Source organism: Streptomyces buecherae, from assembly GCF_014295035.1.
Classification (GTDB): domain Bacteria; phylum Actinomycetota; class Actinomycetes; order Streptomycetales; family Streptomycetaceae; genus Streptomyces; species Streptomyces youssoufiensis.
In genome coordinates, this window is record NZ_CP060404.1 from 6,288,531 (window position 1) to 6,306,372 (window position 17,842).

General features: G+C 74.2%; 16 protein-coding genes. 12 read left to right on the forward strand and 4 right to left on the reverse strand.

Annotated features, from left to right (window positions below; genetic code table 11):
• Positions 1 to 107: 107 nt before the first annotated feature.
• Genes H7H31_RS24845 through era form a run of 4 tightly spaced genes read left to right on the forward strand, consistent with a single transcriptional unit; the run spans position 108 to position 2,446 of the window.
• A complete protein-coding gene (locus H7H31_RS24845) occupies positions 108 to 461 on the forward strand; it encodes a cytidine deaminase (RefSeq protein WP_187062574.1) in 354 nt (117 codons plus the stop codon).
• Entirely contained in the window at positions 458 to 934 is a 477-nt protein-coding gene (locus H7H31_RS24850; protein WP_187062575.1) for a hypothetical protein, read from the forward strand. Before H7H31_RS24845 ends, H7H31_RS24850 begins: the two co-directional genes overlap by 4 nt.
• Positions 935 to 959: 25 nt before the next feature.
• Complete coding sequence (locus H7H31_RS24855) at positions 960 to 1,508, forward strand: contact-dependent growth inhibition system immunity protein (protein WP_232110064.1); 549 nt, start codon at positions 960 to 962, stop codon at positions 1,506 to 1,508.
• Positions 1,505 to 2,446 (forward strand): GTPase Era, encoded by a 942-nt coding sequence (gene era / locus H7H31_RS24860; RefSeq protein WP_187062576.1) that lies wholly within the window; start codon positions 1,505 to 1,507, stop codon positions 2,444 to 2,446. Before H7H31_RS24855 ends, era begins: the two co-directional genes overlap by 4 nt.
• A 177-nt stretch (positions 2,447 to 2,623) precedes the next feature.
• On the opposite strand, the gene H7H31_RS24865 is transcribed toward era, so the two are convergent.
• From H7H31_RS24865 to H7H31_RS24875, 3 genes are all read right to left on the reverse strand, one after another.
• Positions 2,624 to 3,457, reverse strand: a complete 834-nt coding sequence (locus H7H31_RS24865) for a GNAT family N-acetyltransferase (protein WP_187062577.1) — start codon at positions 3,455 to 3,457, stop codon at positions 2,624 to 2,626.
• A 73-nt stretch (positions 3,458 to 3,530) separates the two neighbouring features.
• A complete protein-coding gene (locus tag H7H31_RS24870) occupies positions 3,531 to 3,797 on the reverse strand; it encodes a protealysin inhibitor emfourin (RefSeq protein WP_187062578.1) in 267 nt (88 codons plus the stop codon).
• 101 nt (positions 3,798 to 3,898) lie between these two features.
• Positions 3,899 to 5,023 (reverse strand): M4 family metallopeptidase, encoded by a 1,125-nt coding sequence (locus H7H31_RS24875; RefSeq protein WP_187062579.1) that lies wholly within the window; start codon positions 5,021 to 5,023, stop codon positions 3,899 to 3,901.
• Positions 5,024 to 5,320: 297 nt separating this feature from the next.
• Here H7H31_RS24875 and leuA point away from each other — a divergent pair, with 297 nt between their 5' ends.
• The 6 genes from leuA (at position 5,321) to H7H31_RS24905 (ending at position 14,528) form a co-directional block, all read left to right on the forward strand.
• The gene (leuA, locus tag H7H31_RS24880) at positions 5,321 to 7,171 is read left to right on the forward strand and encodes a 2-isopropylmalate synthase (RefSeq protein WP_232110065.1); all 1,851 of its coding nucleotides are present in this window, start codon (positions 5,321 to 5,323) and stop codon (positions 7,169 to 7,171) included.
• A 325-nt stretch (positions 7,172 to 7,496) separates the two neighbouring features.
• Complete coding sequence (locus tag H7H31_RS24885) at positions 7,497 to 8,231, forward strand: TerB family tellurite resistance protein (RefSeq protein ID WP_187062580.1); 735 nt, start codon at positions 7,497 to 7,499, stop codon at positions 8,229 to 8,231.
• 659 nt (positions 8,232 to 8,890) lie between these two features.
• On the forward strand, positions 8,891 to 10,915 hold the full coding sequence (locus H7H31_RS24890; RefSeq protein ID WP_187062584.1) for an MMPL family transporter: 2,025 nt from the start codon (positions 8,891 to 8,893) through the stop codon (positions 10,913 to 10,915).
• A 295-nt stretch (positions 10,916 to 11,210) separates the two neighbouring features.
• Positions 11,211 to 13,124 carry a sensor histidine kinase gene (locus H7H31_RS35080; protein ID WP_372456003.1) on the forward strand — a complete coding sequence of 638 codons (1,914 nt, stop codon included), beginning with the start codon at positions 11,211 to 11,213 and terminating at the stop codon, positions 13,122 to 13,124.
• On the forward strand, positions 13,121 to 13,822 hold the full coding sequence (locus tag H7H31_RS24900) for a response regulator transcription factor (protein ID WP_187062581.1): 702 nt from the start codon (positions 13,121 to 13,123) through the stop codon (positions 13,820 to 13,822). The genes H7H31_RS35080 and H7H31_RS24900 overlap by 4 nt, the downstream gene beginning before the upstream one ends.
• Before the next feature lie 166 nt (positions 13,823 to 13,988).
• The gene (locus H7H31_RS24905) at positions 13,989 to 14,528 is read left to right on the forward strand and encodes a TetR/AcrR family transcriptional regulator (protein ID WP_187062582.1); all 540 of its coding nucleotides are present in this window, start codon (positions 13,989 to 13,991) and stop codon (positions 14,526 to 14,528) included.
• Positions 14,529 to 14,759: 231 nt separating this feature from the next.
• Here H7H31_RS24905 and H7H31_RS24910 read toward each other — a convergent pair whose 3' ends face one another.
• Entirely contained in the window at positions 14,760 to 15,482 is a 723-nt protein-coding gene (locus tag H7H31_RS24910; protein WP_187063794.1) for a pyridoxamine 5'-phosphate oxidase family protein, read from the reverse strand.
• Between the two features lie 525 nt (positions 15,483 to 16,007).
• On the opposite strand from H7H31_RS24910, the gene H7H31_RS24915 reads away from it, so the two are divergent.
• Both H7H31_RS24915 and recO read left to right on the forward strand, forming a co-directional pair.
• Positions 16,008 to 16,946, forward strand: a complete 939-nt coding sequence (locus H7H31_RS24915; RefSeq protein WP_187063795.1) for a serine/threonine dehydratase — start codon at positions 16,008 to 16,010, stop codon at positions 16,944 to 16,946.
• Between the two features lie 93 nt (positions 16,947 to 17,039).
• Positions 17,040 to 17,786, forward strand: coding sequence for a DNA repair protein RecO (gene recO / locus H7H31_RS24920; RefSeq protein ID WP_176161522.1), 747 nt, complete (start codon positions 17,040 to 17,042; stop codon positions 17,784 to 17,786).
• Positions 17,787 to 17,842: the final 56 nt, after the last annotated feature.

Genomic DNA, 17,842 nt, shown 5'->3' on the forward strand with positions numbered 1-17,842 from the left:
CGACGGGGGCGCGCGCCCACCGCGCGCCCCACCCCGTCGCGCGCGGTCCGACCCGCGCTCCCGCCTGGGGCCGAGGCCGCCACCAGCGTCGCCGTATCCTCGTGCACATGAGCGACACGACGGCGTTGGCCCCGGAAGACCAGAAGATCATCACGCTCGCCCGTGCCACGCGGGCGCGCAACGGCGTGCCCGAGGGCGCGGCCGTCCGCGATGAGACCGGACGCACCTACGTCGCCGGCACCGTCGCCCTGGAATCGCTCCACCTGAGCGCGTTGCGCACCGCCGTCGCGATGGCCGTGGCCAGCGGCGCCACCTCGCTGGAGGCCGCGGCGGTGGTCAGCGACGTGGCGGCCGTCTCCGACGAGGACCGGGCGGCGGTGCGCGACCTGGGCGGGCCGCTGACCCCGGTGATCCTCGCGGGCCCGGACGGCGCGCCGCGCGCCACGGTGACCGCCGGGTGAGCGCGCGCGACCTGCCCGAGCGCACCTCCGTGACCACCTCATCCGACGCCACCCCCGACGCTGCCGGCGCCGACGAGCCCACCTCCCGCCCGCAGCCGCCGGCTCCCGAGCCAACGGGCGGCTCGGCCGTGGACTGGGCGCTGCTCGTCTGCGGCTCGCTGTTGTTGCTGGGCGTCGTGGTGGACGTGGTGGAGGGCGAGGGCCTGGCCTGGGTCACCCTCGCCTGGACGCTGATCCTGATGCCGGAGGGCGTACGACGGATCTTCGCCGGCCGTGGTCACACGCGCCGGGCCGAGCTGATGGGCCCCGTCGCGGGGTTCTGCACGGCCGCGGCCACCGCGATCTGCTGGGCGGGCCTGGCCTACGACTGGTCCCGGGGCAACGGCACGAGTTGGCTCGTGCTGATCGGGACCGTGCTGCTGACCGTGGGCGGCGTGGCCTGGCTGGTCCGCAGGCTGCTGGAGCGGCGGTAACCACCGCCGAGCCGAGGCGTACGTCATGGACCGACTGCCGCACCTGGACCGCACGCTCGACGAGTCGGCCTCGCCCCGCTGGGCGTCGCCCGCCGCCGACGCGACCCACCTGGTCCGCACCGTGCACGCGGCGCGGCGCCTGCCGCTGGGCGAACTCGGCTCTGTGGAGTCGCGCCTCCTCGTCAGCCAGCAGGTGGCGCTGCCGTACGTGCTGCCGCTCGCGGTGCGCCTGCCGCGCGCGGTGCCGCTGCTCGACGCCTTCTTCTCCCCGGGCGACCTGCTGCTCGCCACCGTCTGCGTCCCCGCGACGGCCTGGGCGCCGCTGCCGGACGTGGCCGCTGAGCTGCGCGCCCGTGGTGGCGGCGTTGCCGGGGGCGGCGGTCGCCGAACTGCCCCGGGGCGCGGCCGAGCGGCTCGTCCGCTTCGCCGCGCCACCCGCCCCACCAGGCCGATCCGGCGGCGGACCGACCACGCCGACGCCCCCTCGGACGCGGTAGTGGCGGGCCCGGCCGGGCCCACCACGGCCCCGGTTGGTCGGGGCCGGCGCCCCGATCGGGGAGAATGGCCCGCATGAGCGCTCGTACTCCTTCTTCGGAAGCCCCCCATCGCGCGGGCTTCGCCTGTTTCGTCGGCCGCCCGAACGCGGGCAAGTCCACCCTGACGAACGCTCTGGTCGGTACCAAGGTGGCCATCACCTCCAACCGGCCGCAGACCACCCGACACACCGTGCGCGGCATCGTGCACCGCCCCGAGGCGCAGCTCGTCCTCGTGGACACCCCCGGCCTGCACAAGCCGCGCACGCTGCTCGGGGAGCGCCTCAACGACGTCGTACGGGCCACCTGGGCCGAGGTCGACGTGATCGGGTTCTGCCTGCCCGCCGACCAGAAGCTCGGCCCCGGCGACCGCTACATCGCCACCGAACTGGCCGGCATCAAGAAGACGCCCAAGGTCGCGATCGTCACCAAGACCGACCTCGCGGACTCCCAGCAGCTCGCCGAGCAACTGATCGCCATCGACCAGATCGGCCGCGACCTCGGCATCGAATGGGCCGAGATCGTGCCGGTCTCGGCGGTCGCGGACACCCAGGTCCACCTGCTGGCCGACCTGCTCGTGCCGCTCCTGCCGGAGAGCCCGCCGCTCTACCCGGAGGGCGACCTGACCGACGAGCCGGAGCAGGTCATGGTCGCCGAGCTGATCCGCGAGGCCGCCCTGGAGGGCGTACGGGACGAGCTGCCGCACTCCATCGCGGTCGTGGTCGAGGAGATGATCCCGCGCCCGGACCGCCCCAAGGACAAGCCCCTCCTCGACGTGCACGCCAACGTCTACATCGAGCGGCCGAGCCAGAAGGGCATCATCATCGGCCCGAAGGGCGCCCGCCTGAAGGAGGTCGGCATGAAGTCCCGCAAGCACATCGAGGCCCTGCTCGGCACCCCGGTCTACCTCGACCTGCACGTCAAGGTCGCCAAGGACTGGCAGCGCGACCCCAAGCAGCTCCGCAAGCTCGGCTTCTGAGCAACGCCCCGAGCCACCCCCGCGACGTGAGCCAGGAGTTCTTACGCTCCGGAGTGCGCCCCGGCGCGAGCCTGCCTCGGAGCGGTCCCGGCGCGGGCCTGCCCCGGAGTGCGCCCCGGCGCGGGCCCGCCCCCGAGCGGTCCCGGCCGGTGCCGGGCGACCGCCCCGGGGTCGGCGCTACGCCGGCGGGCTCGCGACCAGCGCCGTGCCCACCCGGACGAAGCCGATCTGCCCGTACAGCCGCTCCACCTCGGCGTCGGACGCGGACAGGAAGACGGTGCGTATCCCACGGGCGCGGGCGTCCGACGCCAGTGCGGAGGTCACCGCGAGGGCCAGCCCGCGGCGGCGCGCCGCCGGCAGCGTGCCGACGCCGACGATCTCGCTGACGTCCGCGACCACGTGCCGCTGGCCCGCGCACAGCGCGAGCCCGCTCTCGTCGTCCACGGCCGCCGCGACCGCCGTCCGCCCGGCCCTGATCCCCTCCACGGTGGCGTGCACCGCCGGCTGCCCGCCGTGTCGGGGCAGCGCCGCCACCAACTCCGCGAGACCCGTCGCGCCGACCCGGCCACCGGGCTCCGCGAACGCGAGGTGCGGCACGGTCAGGGCGCTGGGCAGCGCGGGATCGGCCGGGGCCACCATGCGCACCGTGACGCCGTCGGGCCGGTGGCGCACGACCGGCAGCAGCGCGCCGGCCCCCAGCACCAGCAGCGGGTGCTCGCGCACCACGAGCCCGGACCGCTCCGCGGCGGCGCGCAGCGTGGGCGTGGTCTCCGCCACCCACTCGAAGCTCTCCGGGAGGCCGAGCGCCCGCTGTCTGGCCCGCACCCGGTCCACGTCACCCGCGCTCACGTCCGCCGTCAGCCCCAGCGCGGGCCGCGCGTACAGCGGCCAGCCGGCCCCGTCGCGGACGAACAGGGTCAGCGGCCCGACGTCCTCGGCCCGGGCGAGCGGGCGTAACACCGCGTCGTAGTACCGCTCCAGGCGATCCAGCGTGGGTTGGTGAGAGATCATGCCGCGATCCAAGCAACACCCCGCGGCGCGGGCCAGTGGTTTGCACGCTGCGTAGTCGGCCGGGGCGTGCCCGTTACGCCCCCTCCCGCAGCACCGTCCTGATCAACTCCCGCTGCGCCGCGCTGAGTCGCGGGTCGGCGCAGTAGACCGTGGCGCCGTCCACCTCGATGCCGTACTGGAAGCCGTCGGGCACGCCCGCCGGTCTGTCTGGCGCCCCGTCGGCCAGCGCGGCGCGGGCCAGCTCCTCCAGGTGGGGGGCGTCGGCCCGGCCGGTGCTGTCGAGGCCCGCCCGGCGCGTGATGCCGGCGAAGCCGCCGGTTCTGGTGACGGTAATCCGCATGGTCCCTCTCTACCGGGCCGAGGGGGCGCCCCGCTACCCGCCCCGCCCCGCGGGTGTGCCCGAGCCGGCGCCACCGGCCCGGGCACGGCTCGGCGCGACGGCTAGGCCGTCTCCACCCCCACGCGGGACCATGCCTTCTGGAGCGCCCGCTGCTCGTCGCCGGCCCCGAACCTGCTCTCGGCCGCCGCCAGGGTCAACCGGGCGAAGTCGGTGAAGTTGGCGTCGGCGGCCAGCTCGCCGCCGGTCAGCACGTCGTACCAGATCTGCCCGGCCCGCTCCCACGCGTAGCCGCCGAGGTCCGTCGCGGCCAGGTAGAACGCGTGGTTGGGGATGCCCGAGTTGATGTGCACGCCGCCGTTGTCGTCGCTGGTGTCGACGTAGTCGTCCATCGTGGCGGGCTGCGGGTCCTTGCCGAGCACGTCGTCGTCGTACGCGGTGCCCGGGGCCTTCATCGAGCGCAACGCCTCGCCGGTCACCCGGTCGGTCAGCAGCTCCGCGCCGATCAGCCAGTCGGCCTGGTCGGCGGTCTGCCCCAGGGAGTGCTGCTTGATCAGCGCGCCGAAGACGTCGGAGACCGACTCGTTGAGCGCGCCCGGCTGGCTGAAGTACTCCAGGTTGGCGGTGTACTGCGTGACGCCGTGGGTCAGCTCGTGGCCGATGACGTCGAGCGGCAGCGTGAAGTCCCGGAAGACCTCGCCGTCGCCGTCGCCGAAGACCATGCGCTCGCCGTCCCAGAACGCGTTGCCGTAGTCCTGGCCGTAGTGGACGGTCGCGTCCAGCGGCAGGCCGCCGCCGTCGATGGAGCGCCGGCCGTAGACCTTGAGGTACAGGTCGAAGGTGGCGCCGAGGCCGGCGTAGGCGCGGTTGACGCTCGCGTCCTGGCCGGGGTCATCGCCCTCGCCGCGGACCTTCTCGCCGGGCAGCTCCTCGCGGTTCCCGGCGTCGTAGATCGTCCGCTGCGGCTGGTCCGTGGCCTCCCGGTCGGCCGCGGTGGCGCGGATGCCGCGGACCGTGGTGATGCGCCGCCTGGTGCGTTGCAGGGCGTCCCGCTCCAGGGTGCGGCGGGCCGGCTCGTGCAGCGCCGGGTCGTCGGCGCGGGCCAGCCGGTCCAGGACGTGTGGGGGGACGATGGTGCAGAAGACGCCGTGGTGGTGAGTGTGGTGGGAGGTGATTCGGGGCGCGTGGGCGGCGGCGGGCGGGCGGTTGCGCGTGCGTGAGTCGTCCATGGGGGCAATGTGGCACCGGCCGGTGGTCGTGTCATGGCGTGGCGTCGCGATTACCGAGATTGAGTGGTTGCCCGCGTACAACGCGTGACAGCGCCCATCCCGCATAGTGATACGGGATACGGCATCCCCTCGCCGCTCGGTTACGCTGCTGCGCATCATGCGTTTCGGGCTGCTTCTCCTTAGCTGCCGCGGCGAGGGCCTGTAAGTCGTAGGCCGACCCCCTCCCCGCGGTGATTCGGCGTTGCGACATTCGCGCCCCGTCGGCCGGTCCCAGCGGACAAGAGGAGCCCCCGCACCATGTCGAACGCATCGAACACCTCTCGCACCGGCGAACCGTCGAGCCCCACACACCACGCCTCCTCCGGCCGCCAGGCCCGCCCGGAGAACGCCGTGGGCCGCCCCACGCCCCTGACGGCCGCGACCCTCACCCAGCGCCCGTCCGGGATGCCCGTCCACCGCTACGGCGCGTACGAGGCCGTGGACATCCCCGACCGCACCTGGCCCGAGCGGCGCATCACCAGCGCCCCCCGCTGGCTGTCCACGGACCTGCGGGACGGCAACCAGGCCCTGATCGACCCGATGTCGCCGGCGCGCAAGCGGGAGATGTTCGACCTGCTGGTGCGCATGGGCTACAAGGAGATCGAGGTCGGCTTCCCCTCGTCGGGCCAGACCGACTTCGACTTCGTACGCTCGATCATCGAAGAGGGCGCGATCCCCGACGACGTCACCATCTCCGTCCTGACCCAGGGCCGCGAGGAGCTGATCGAGCGCACCGTGGAGTCCCTGCGCGGCGCCCACCGCGCCACGGTGCACCTGTACAACGCGACGGCGCCCGTCTTCCGCCGGGTGGTCTTCCGCGGCAGCCGGGAGCAGGTCAAGCAGATCGCCGTGGACGGCACCCGGCTGGTCGTGGAGTACGCGGAGAAGATCCTCGGCGACGAGACGGTCTTCGGCTACCAGTACAGTCCGGAGATCTTCACCGACACCGAGCTGGACTTCGCGCTTGAGGTCTGCGAGGGCGTCATGGACGTCTGGCAGCCCGAGGACGGCCGCGAGATCATCCTCAACCTGCCCGCCACGGTCGAGCGCTCCACGCCGAGCACGCACGCCGACCGCTTCGAGTGGATGAGCCGCCACCTGTCCCGGCGCGAGTTCATCTGCCTGTCCACGCACCCGCACAACGACCGGGGCACCGCCGTCGCCGCCGCCGAACTGGCGGTCATGGCGGGCGCGGACCGCGTCGAGGGCTGTCTGTTCGGACAGGGCGAGCGCACCGGCAACGTCGACCTGGTCACCCTGGGCATGAACCTGTTCAGCCAGGGCGTGGACCCGCAGATCGACTTCTCGCAGATCGACGAGGTGCGCCGGACCGCCGAGTACTGCAACCAGATGGAGGTCCACCCGCGCCACCCGTACGCGGGCGACCTGGTCTACACCGCCTTCTCCGGCTCCCACCAGGACGCCATCAAGAAGGGCTTCGAGGCGATGGAGGCCGAGGCCGCCGAGCGCGGCGAGCCGGTGGGCGCCATCGAGTGGGCGGTCCCGTACCTGCCCATCGACCCGAAGGACGTGGGGCGTTCCTACGAGGCGGTCATCCGCGTCAACTCGCAGTCCGGCAAGGGCGGCGTGGCCTACGTCCTGAAGAACGACCACAAGCTGGACCTGCCGCGTCGGATGCAGATCGAGTTCTCGAAGATCATCCAGACCAAGACCGACGCCGAGGGCGGCGAGGTCACCCCGGACCAGATCTGGACCGTCTTCCAGGACGAGTACCTGCCGACCGAGCCCGGCTCCGACAACCGCCCCTGGGGGCGCATCCAGCTCCGTAACGGGCAGACCACGACCGACAAGGACGGCACGGACACGCTGACCGTGGAGGCGGTCGTGGACGGCGCCCCGACCGTGCTGACCGGCTCGGGCAACGGCCCGATCTCCGCCTTCTTCCAGGCGCTGCAGGCCATCGGCATCGACGTACGGCTGCTCGACTACCAGGAGCACACGATGAGCGAGGGAGCCAGCGCCCAGGCCGCCTCGTACATCGAGTGCGCGATCGACGGCAAGGTGCTGTGGGGGATCGGCATCGACGCCAACACCACGCGCGCCTCGCTGAAGGCGGTCGTCTCCGCGGTGAACCGCGCCGCACGCTGACCCCGGGGGCACCTCCCGTCCCGCTGGCCCCACCGGAACCGCCGGTCACCTCCCGGCCGCCGGTTCCGGTCCCGCCCCCGTCGCCGACCGAGCCCGGGCCCCGCACGCCGTTTCGGCAGGCAGGGCCCGGGCTCGCGGCGTCTACCCCGCGTACGCCCCTGGGAGCAACCACAGTTGTCTCCGCACGGGGTACTGACGCCGCGTCTCGGATGTGGCTAACATCACGTCAAGGCGGCGGCTCTGCTCTCAGATGCGTAACGAATGCGCAGAGGCGTGTCGAAGCAGCGCAACGGAGCGGTGCGAAGCGTCAGGGAGGTGCCACGCGATGTACGCGCGAGAGCCACGCGAACGGAGCCTGTGCGTCATCGGCATCCGCACGAGCTGGCGCACGGTCGACGACGGGGAGTTCTTCTGCCCCACCTGCGGCGGCGACCGCAACTACCGGCGCCGTACGGGACGCCGCAGAGTCGTCCTCCTCGGCCTGCCCCTGCCCCTGCCCCTGCTGCCGCGCGGCGCCGTGGCGCCCGTCGTCGAATGCTCGGCCTGCCACGCGCACTTCGGCACCGAGGCCCTGGACCACCCCACCACCACGCGGCTGTCCGCCATGCTGCGGGACGCCGTGCACACGGTGGCGCTGGCCGTCCTCGCCGCTGGCGGCACCGAGGCCCGCCCGGTGCGCCAGGCGGCCGTCGGCGCGGTGCGCGCGGCGGGGTACGCGGACTGCGACGAGGACCAACTGCTCGACCTGATCGCGGCGCTGGCCGCCGACACCGGCCGGCTGCCCGGCATCGGCGGCGACGCGCCGGCCGTCTTCTTCGGCCTGGGCGACCCGAGCACGACGCTGGCCATCGAACTGCACGAGGCCCTGGAGCCGTTAGCCCCGCACCTGGCCCCGACCGGCCGCGAGAGCGTCCTCCTGCAGGGCGCGCGCATCGCGCTGGCGGACGGCGCGTACTGCCCCGCCGAGCGCGCGGTGCTGGAAACGGTGGGCCGCGCCCTGTCGCTCAACCCCGACGACACGGCACGCCTGCTCCTCGCCGCCTCCCACGCGGCTCCCTGACCCCGCCCGGCGGTCGCCTGGCCTTGTCTTGCCCCACCGGATGCCCTGCCCCCGCTTGACGTCACCCTGGCGCGGGGAGCTTTCGCCGTGCCAGCGAGGGGAGTTCGGCGCCGGCGCCCGTGGGCGTGACGTGGGGGCGCGGGGTGCCGGACCGGTACGGGCGTGCTCGCGGCCGACCTCGCACGTCCCCTCTCCGCGACCGCCTCCGCGTCTCGTACCCGTTCAGACCGGTAGGCGGCACGCGCGCGACGTGCGGCGCGGGGCAGGGGGCGCTGCCGGGTGTACTCCCCGGGGAGTAGCGCCGGGGTGCGGCCCTCCGACGAAGTACCGGACATCTCCCTCCCCATGGCGACGATCACCGCCCCTCGACGCGGAACCCTGGACGTGTCAGCACATCAGGCACAGGAGGGGAGGCCCGCATGGCGGTCGCACGGACCACCGGGGGCAGCGGGTTGGCGGGGGACGCGCCAGGCCCGGACGGCGGGAGAGCGGGCGCCGCGCCCGGCGGGGGCGGCGCGCGCGGCCACGGCGAGGGGGCGGCCCGCGAGAGCGGACCGGTGCGGGAGCACGGGCCGACGGGCCCCGCCGCGAGCAAGCGTCAGCGACGGGGGGTGCCCTGGGCCGTGGTGGCCCTGTGGATCGCCATCATCGCCGTGGCCATGCCCTTCGCCGGCAAGCTCGGCGACGTCCAGGACGACACGGCGGTCAACTACCTGCCGGCGAGCGCCGATTCGACGCGCGTGGCCGAGCTCCAGGAGAGCATGCCGGGCGGCGACACCACCGACCTGATCCTCGTCTACCACCGTGACGGCGGGCTGACCGAGGCCGACCGGGCGAGCGCCCGCGAGCACATAGCCGGGCTGGCCGACGCGTACCAGTTCAGCGGCGGTCAGCAGCCACGGGCGGTGGACTCCAAGGACGGCGCCACGGTGATGTACGGGGTGTCGCTCGCCGGGATGCCGGACGAGGAGGACCAGAACAAGGCGGTCGACGACATCCGCGAGGCCGTCGACGACCACCCCGAGGGGCTGAGCGTGGAGGTCGGCGGCTCCGGTGGTCTCGGCGCCGACGCGAACAAGGTCTTCGAGACCGTCGACGGCACGCTGATGTTCGCCACCGCGGCCGTCGTCGCCCTGCTGCTGATCCTCACCTACCGCAGCCCCTTCCTGTGGCTGGTGCCGCTGCTCGTCGTCGGCGCCGCCACGGTGGCGGCCATGGCCGTGGTCTACGGGCTCTCGCAGGCGTTCGACGTGACCGTCACCGGCATGAGCTCGGCCGTGATGACGGTGCTGGTCTTCGGCGCCGGCACCGACTACGCCCTGTTGCTCACCGCCAGGTACCGGGAGGAGCTACGCCGCTACCCGCACCCGTACGACGCGATGGTGGCCGCCCTGCGGGGTTGCGGCGCCGCCGTGCTCGCCTCGTCCGGGACGGTGGCCGCCGGCCTGATGTGCCTGCTCGCCGCCGACCTGAGCAGCAGCAAGGGGCTCGGGCCGGTGGGCGCGGCGGGCGTTGTGTGCGCGCTGGCCGCCATGCTGACGCTGCTGCCCGCCATCCTGGTACTGCTCGGGCGCCGGGTGTTCTGGCCGCTGATCCCCGCGTACGGCAGCACGCCCGCCAAGCGGCGCAACGTGTTCGCGGCCATGGGCGGTTCGGTCAGCCGGCGCCCGGTCACGTTCCTGGTGGGTGGCGTGGCGCTGCTCGGGGCGCTCGCCCTCGGCGCGCTGACCGCGCCCGGCGACCTCAAGCAGGAGGACACCTTCACCAACAAGCCCGAGTCGGTCTCGGCCATGCAGACGCTGGCCAGGGCATATCCCGAGCAGGGCAGCCAGCCGATCACCATCATGGCCCGCACCGCCAACGCGGACGCCGTGCTGCGCGTGACGCAGGACCACGACGGGATCGTCAGGGCCGAGCGCGGTCGCAGCGGCGAGGGATGGACGGAGATCAGCGCGTTCGCCAAGGACGCTCCGGAGTCGGCGGGTGAGGTCAGGACCATCAAGGGGCTCCGCTCCGAACTCGCCACCATCGACGGCGGCAAGGCCCTGATCGGCGGCGCCAGCGCGGAACAGATCGACCTGGAGAAGACCAACGCGGACGACCGCAAGGTGGTCATTCCGCTGGTGATGCTCGCGGTGTTGCTGATCCTGATAGCCCTGCTGCGGAGCCTGATCGCGTCGGTGATGCTGGTGGCCGCCGTGGTCGCGGTCTGGGGCGCGGCGACCGGACTCGGCGGGCTGCTCTTCGAGCCGGTCTTCGACCTCAAGGGCATCGATCCCGGACTCCCGTTGATCACCTTCGTCTTCCTGGTGGCCCTCGGCGTCGACTACGGCATCTTCCTGATGCACCGCATGCGCGAGGAGGCCATCAAGGGCGCGAGCACGCCGCAGGCGGCCCTCACGGCGCTACACACCACGGGCGGCGTGATCGCCTCGGCCGGACTGGTGCTGGCCGCGACCTTCGCGGTGCTGGCGACCATGCCGATGGCGATGATGCTGGAACTCGGCTTCATCATCGCGGTCGGCGTACTCCTCGACACTTTCCTGGTCCGCACCTACCTGGTCACGTCGGCGAGCCTGCTGCTCGACCGGTGGATCTGGTGGCCCGGCAAGCTCTTCCGCCGCCAGGCGCCGCGACCGGCGGCGGCCCCGGCGCCGGAACGGACGGCTGAGCCGGTCGGCTGACGGCCCGCCTGGCCGCCCCCGGGCGACCGGCCGAGCGGCCTGACCGCCTGGCCGGCTGCCGACCGGCCGCCGCGACCGCGTGACGGCTCGCCGGTGACCGGCGAGCCCCACCCGCCTCCGCGCACGCCCCTCCCGGCGTGCGCGGAGGCGCGGCCATGGCCGGTCCGCACGCACCCGGCCGCGCCTCGCTCACCAGGTCAACGGCCAGGTCCAGCGGGCGTGATCGAGAGTTATCCACAGGGATGAGCGGGACGGAGCGAAAGTCGGGCCCGTACCGCACGATGGGACCGTGCAGATGACCGAATTCACCGCCGCCCTGCGAGAGGACCGGCGCCCGCCCGCCAGGACGAGGGCGCGGCCGTCGGCGTGGGACGTGGCGCTCGCGTTGGCGGTGCTCGTCGTCCAGAGCCTGCTGGCCTTGAGCGTGCGCAACGACGGCAGCCGCCCCGACGCCTTCGGCTGGGCGCTGCTCATCGTGAGCGCCCTGGCGCTGGTGCCCCGCAGGACCGCTCCGACGGCCACCACGGTGGTGGTCGTGCTGGCCGTCGGCCCCTACCACTCGCTGGACTACGCCCACTTCGCCACGGTGCCCGCGGGGCTGGTCGCGTTGTACGCGCTGGCGGTCGGCGCGCCGGCGCGCAGGTCGCTGCTGGCGCTCAGCGCCATAGTCGGCGTCATGGCGGTGGTGATGTCCAACTCGCCTGACGACCAGGCGCTGCCGGAGATGATGCGCAGCTCCGGTTGGCTGTTGGCCGTGGTGGTGATCGGCATAGCGGTCAGGACGCACCGTAACTACGTGGCCGCCATCGTGGAGCGGGCCGAGCGCGCCGAGCGCACCCGCGAGGAGGAGGCCGCGCGCCGGGTCGCCGAGGAGCGCCTGCGGATCGCCCGTGACCTGCACGATCTGTTGGCCCACAGCATCACGCTGATCGGCGTGCAGACCTCGGTGGCGGCACACGTGTTGGTCGCTGATCCGGACCGGCTCGACCGGGACGCGGTCGCCAAGGCGCTGGACTCGATAGCCGACACCTGCCGGGACGCCCGGGCCGAACTCCGCACGACACTGCGGGTGTTGCGGGCCGGGGAGGCCGAGCCGGCGGCCGACTCCACCCGCCCGCCGCCGGGTCTCGCCGGCCTGTCCGACCTGGCGAGTTCGGCCGAGGCGGCCGGGGCCCGCGTCACGTTGGACTTCCCGCTGACCCCGTCCGCCGCGTCCACGGTCCCGCCGGCGGTGGGGGCGGCGGCGTACCGCATCGTCCAGGAGGCGCTCACCAACGCGGTGCGGCACGCGGGCCCCGACGTCCGCACGGTCGCGACCGTGCGGAAGGTCCCCCACCCCTGGGCGGAGGGCGAGGCGTTGAGCGTCACGGTGACCGATGACGGGCCCCCCTCGGCACGGGTGCCCGGCCAGCGTCGCGGCGGCGCCCCGGCCGACCCCGCCACGCCCACGCGCGAGTCCGCCCCCAGCGGGCTCCGCACCGCCGGTGCGGTTGGCGCGGCGGGCCGGCCGAGCGCGGGCGGCGCGGCCCAGGGCCACGGGGCCTCGGCTGGCGCCGGCCTGGGGCCTGGCGCCGGCCCGGGGCCTGGCGGCGGTGCGGGGCCTGGCGGCGGCGCGAGCGCGGCCGGGTCCGGCACGGACGGCCAGGGCGCCGCGAGTTCGGGCGGTGCCGGCGGCTCCGGTAGTCCGGCCGGCGCTGGCGGAGCCGGCGCGATCGGGGCCGAGGGCTTCGGCATCGCCGGCATGCGTGAGCGGGCGCGGAGCGTCGGGGGTTCGGTCACGGCCGGCTGGCGGGCGGATGGCCCGGGGTTCGTCGTACGGGCGATCCTGCCGCTGGCCAGCACGCCGCGCGGTGGGCCGGCCGCGCCGCGCGGCGAGGCCACGGCCTTCGGTTGGAAGGGCGCCAGGAGCGCGACCGCGGGCGAGAAGGCCGCGGCCAGGGAAGAGGCCCGTCCCGAGGCGGAGCCCGCGGACGGCACCACGTCCCGGCCCGAGTCGCAGCCGGTCCCGTCACCCGAGCCGGGGCCGGCCCAGCCTCCCGAGTCGAAGGCGGCGCGGCCTCCCGAATCAAGGTCGGCCCTGCCTCCCGAGCCGCAGGCCGGGCCACGGTCCTCCGGAGCACAGGCGGCGGCGCGGTCCGAGATATCCGTGACATCCGAGACGTCCGAGACTTCCGAGGCAAGAGGACAGACAGAGGAGGACGCGTCGTGACTGCGTCGCAGCCCATTCGGGTACTGCTCGCCGACGATCAGACGCTGGTGCGCGCCGCCTTCGCGATGCTCGTCGAGTCGGCCCGCGACATGCGGGTGGTCGGCCAGGCGGGCAACGGCAGGGAGGCGGTCGAGCTGGCCCGCGCGGTCGACGTCGACCTCGTCGTGATGGACATCCGCATGCCGGAACTGGACGGGATCGAGGCGACGCGGCGCATCGCGGCTGACCCGGAGTTGGCCGATGTGAAGGTGCTGGTCCTCACGACGTACGACACCGACGAGTACATCGTGGACGCCCTGCGCGCGGGTGCCTCCGGGTTCCTGGTCAAGGACACCAAGCCGGCGGAGCTTCTGGACGCGATCCGTACCGTGGCGGCGGGCGAGGCCCTCCTGTCGCCGGGCCCCACGGCCCGCCTCATCGCCCGCGTCCTCCGTCTGCCCGCCCCGCTGCCACCGGCCCCCGCCGTCCCCGACGCGCTGGCCACGCTCTCCGACCGGGAGCGCCAGGTGCTCACCCTCGTGGGGCGCGGGCTGAACAACGCGGAGATAGCCGAGGCGTTGGGCCTGAGCCCGCTGACGGCCAAGACGCACGTCAGTCGCATCATGGGCAAGCTGATGGCGCGCGACCGGGCCCAGCTCGTGATCGCCGCGTACGAGTCGGGGCTGGTCTCGCCGGCGGCCCGGACGGACACGGGGTAGCGGGCAGGGGTGCCCGAGCCGCCGGGAAGGCCCGCCCCCCCGGGCTCGGCAGGCCGTGTGGTGCGCCGAGGTCCGACGGTCAGCCGGGCGAGGGTGAGCCCGGGAGGCGGAAGGGACGTGAGCGGGGGTTGGCGTGGCGGGTCGGGGCGTCGGCTACCGTGGCCGCATGCCCACGCACGCCCGAGACCGACTGCTGACGGCCGCCGCGGAGTTGTTCTACGTCGAGGGCATCCAGGCGGTCGGGGTCGAACGGTTGCTGGCCGTCTCGGGGGTGGGCCGGGCGTCCTTCTACCGACACTTCGCCGGCAAGGACGCGCTGGTCGCGGCCGTACTACAGCGCCAGGGCGAACAGTGGCTGGCGTGGCTTGAGGCGGCTGTCGCCGAGCACGGCGGCGGGCCGCTGGCCGTCTTCGACGCGCTGGCCGACCGCGCGCGGAGCCACGGGTTCCACGGGTGCGCGTTCGTCAACGCGATGGCGGAGACAGCCGACCCGAGCAGCGAGGTGTACCGGCTGGCGGAGGCGCACAAGCGCCGGGTCACGGCGTACGTCGAGCAGTTGATCAAGGCGGCGGGATGTGAGCGGCACGAGGCGCTGGCCGAACAGTTCGTCCTGCTGATGGACGGGGCGACGGTGACCGCGATGCGGGAGCGCACCGGCGCGCCGGCGCTGCGGGCCCGCGAGATGGCACAGCGCCTGCTCGGCTGAGCGGAGCGACGCGCGAGGAAGGCCCCGAGCGGCGGGCGGGGCCGACCCCGCACCAGGCCGCCCGCACCGAGCCGCTCGCTTCCGCCATGTCCAGTCGCCCGCGCCGAGCCGTCCGCGTCCACCCGCACCAGACCGTTCGCTTCCACCCGCGCCCGCACCGAGCCGTCTTCCACCCGCACCGCGCCGCCCGCATCCGCCCCCCCGCGCCCGTCCCCACGCCCCCGCGCGCACTCAGCCGCCCGTGGCCGCCACGCGTGCTCGCAGTGTTCTGACCTCCTCGTCGAGGGCGGCGTTCCGCTGCTCCAACGCGGCGTTGCGCCGGGTCAGTTCGGCATGGGCGGCCAGCAGGCGCTCGTTCTCCCCCTCCACCTCGGCGATGTGGGCGCGTACCGTCGGAAGTGCGCTGACCAGTTCGGACTGGGTGAAGCGCGGGGTGATGTGCTGGGGGCAGTTCCAGTTGAACCCCTCGACCCGGATGGTCACCAGCCGCTCCACCCGCCCGTCGGTCCGAACGCGGCCGAGCCGTTCGGCCAGCGCGGGGTGTTCGTCCAGCGCCCTGATCTCGGCCCGCCCGAAGATCTTGAGCCGGGCCTGTCGCGCGTAGTCCATGAGGAAGAGGGCGACGCGCCCGTTGGCTCGTACGTTTCCGGTGGAGATGTACTGCCGGTTGCCCCGCACGTCCGCGTAGCCCAGGGTCCCTTCGTCCAGTACGTGCAGGAATCCGGGCGGACCGCCGCGGTACTGCACGTACGGCCATCCCGTCTCGCTGACGGAGCCCAGGTAGAAGCCGTCGCGTGAGGCGATGAACGCGGCCTCCTGCGCGCCGATGGGGTCGGCCGCGCCCTCCTCGGCGCCTGGCCGGGCCAGCGCGCGGGCCGCCGCGGACGCGCTGCCCTGCTCCCGTTGCACGCGCCGGACACTGTCGGTGTAGGCCAGATGGGCATAGCGGCTCATCGCGGATTCCCCTCGTCCCGGGCGTGAGTTGGCACCCTCCCGATGATGAAATGGTACCAATCGGTTCCGTCTTGGGTCGGTGGTGACCGCCGCACGGGCGAGCGAGCGGCGGCGTGGTCGGGCGGTGGCACGGCCGACCCGTGGCGCGGACGGGGTGTGGGCCCGACCCGGCGGGCAGCGCCTTCGGTCCCTTCGGTCCCTTCGGCGACCTCAGTCCCCCGAGGCTCCGGCGGCTCCCGTGCGCGGGGCGGTGAGGTGGTCGGCGCCTGGAAAGTGGGGAGGATGCCAGGGCGGTGCGGCACGCCGCGTGTGCCGGAGGCGGTGGGCGCGCTCAGGTGGTCGATCGGGCCCGCGGCGGCTTCCGTACCCTCGTACGCCGAACGTAAGGAACGTGATGCTGAACAACATATGGTCCCCATCGCCACGCCTCGGTCGGCCAGCGACAGCTCTGGTCCACGACGCGCCCTCACCGACGCGGATGGGCGCCGCGGCGCACGCCGGCGCATGGGACGGGCTGGGGCGCGCATGACGGCGATCGTGACGTACGAGGACGTCCAGGCCGCCGCCGAGCGGATCGCCGGGCACACCCGGCCCGTCGCCGTGGCGCGGGCGGACACCGACGTGTGGTTCGCCCTCGAGTACCTCCAGCACACCGGGAGCTTCAAGGCGCGCGGCGCGGCCAACTTCGTCGCGGCGCACGCCCTGGCCGGGACCATGCCGGAGGCGGGGGTGGTCATCGCCTCCGGCGGCAACGCGGGCCTCGCCATCGCCTGGGCCGCCGCCCGGCACGGCGTACCCGCCACCGTCTTCACGCCCGCCACGTCGCCCGCCGTCAAGGTGGACCGGATCCGCGCGCTGGGCGCGGACACGCGGCTGGTCGGCACGGAGTACGACCAGGCGCTGGCCGCCTCCCGCGAGCACGCCGACGCGACCGGCGCGCTGCTGTCGCACGCGTACGACCACCCGCTGGTGGCGGCCGGCGCGGGCACCCTCTTCGAGGAGATCCACCGGGCCCGGCCGGGGCTCGACACGGTGCTCGTCGCCTGTGGGGGCGGCGGACTCTTCGCCGGGGTGGCCGCCGCCGCGCACGCGCGCGGCGTGCGGGTCGTCGCCGTCGAACCCGTCGGCTGCCCGACGCTGCACGCCGCGATCGAGGCGGGCGAGCCGGTCGAGGTCGGCGTGGACTCGATCGCGGCCGACGCGCTCGGCGCCCGCTTCGTCACCCCCGCCGCGCTGCACTGGGCCCGCGAGAGCGACGCGTCGGTGCTGCTCGTGCCGGACGCGGCGATCACCGCGGCCCGCCGCGCGCTCTGGGAGGAGCGTCGCATCGTGGTGGAGAACGCCGCCGCCGCCGGGTACGCCGCCCTGCACAGCGGGGCGTACCAGCCCGCGCCGGGCGAACGGGTCTGCGCGGTGCTGTGCGGAGCCAACACCGACCCCGCCGACCTGGTGGCCCGCGCGTAGCGCCGCCCGCCCGCCGCGCCGCCCGCCGGCGGCGCGGAAGCGGGCCCACCGACCCCGGCTCGGTGGGTCCGCCGCGTACGGGACAATGGGCGCATGAGTCTGTTCCGCGACGACGGCATCGTGCTGCGCACCCAGAAGCTGGGGGAGGCGGACCGGATCATCACGCTGCTGACCCGGGGCCACGGCCGCGTGCGGGCGGTGGCCCGCGGGGTGCGGCGGACGAAGTCGAAGTTCGGGGCGCGCCTCGAACCGTTCTCCCACGTGGACGTGCAGTTCTTCGCGCGCGGCAGCGAACTCATCGGCCGCGGACTCCCGCTGTGCACGCAGAGCGAGACCATCGCCCCCTACGGCAGCGGCATCGTCACCGACTACGCGCGGTACACGGCCGGCACCGCGATGCTGGAGACCGCGGAGCGGTTCACCGACCACGAGGGCGAGCCCGCCGTCCAGCAGTACCTGCTGCTCGTCGGCGGCCTGCGCACGCTCGCCGCCGGCGAGCACGAGCCACACCTGGTGCTCGACGCGTTCCTGCTGCGCTCGCTCGCCGTCAACGGGTACGCGCCCAGCTTCGAGAACTGCGCCAGGTGCGGCATGCCCGGGCCCAACCGGTTCTTCTCGGTCGGCGCGGGCGGCGTGGTCTGCACGGAATGCCGCGTCCCCGGCAGCGTCGTACCCTCTGCGGAGTCGCTGGCGCTCCTCGGCGCGCTGCTGACCGGCGACTGGGCGACCGCCGACGCGTGCGAGGCACGCCATGTGCGGGAGGGCAGCGGACTGGTCGCGGCGTACCTGCACTGGCACCTGGAGCGGGGCCTGCGCTCGCTCCGGTACGTGGAGAAGTGAGCCGCGGCGCGTGCGGGAGCGGGCTACGGCACGCGAGGTGGTGCGCCGAGGAACGG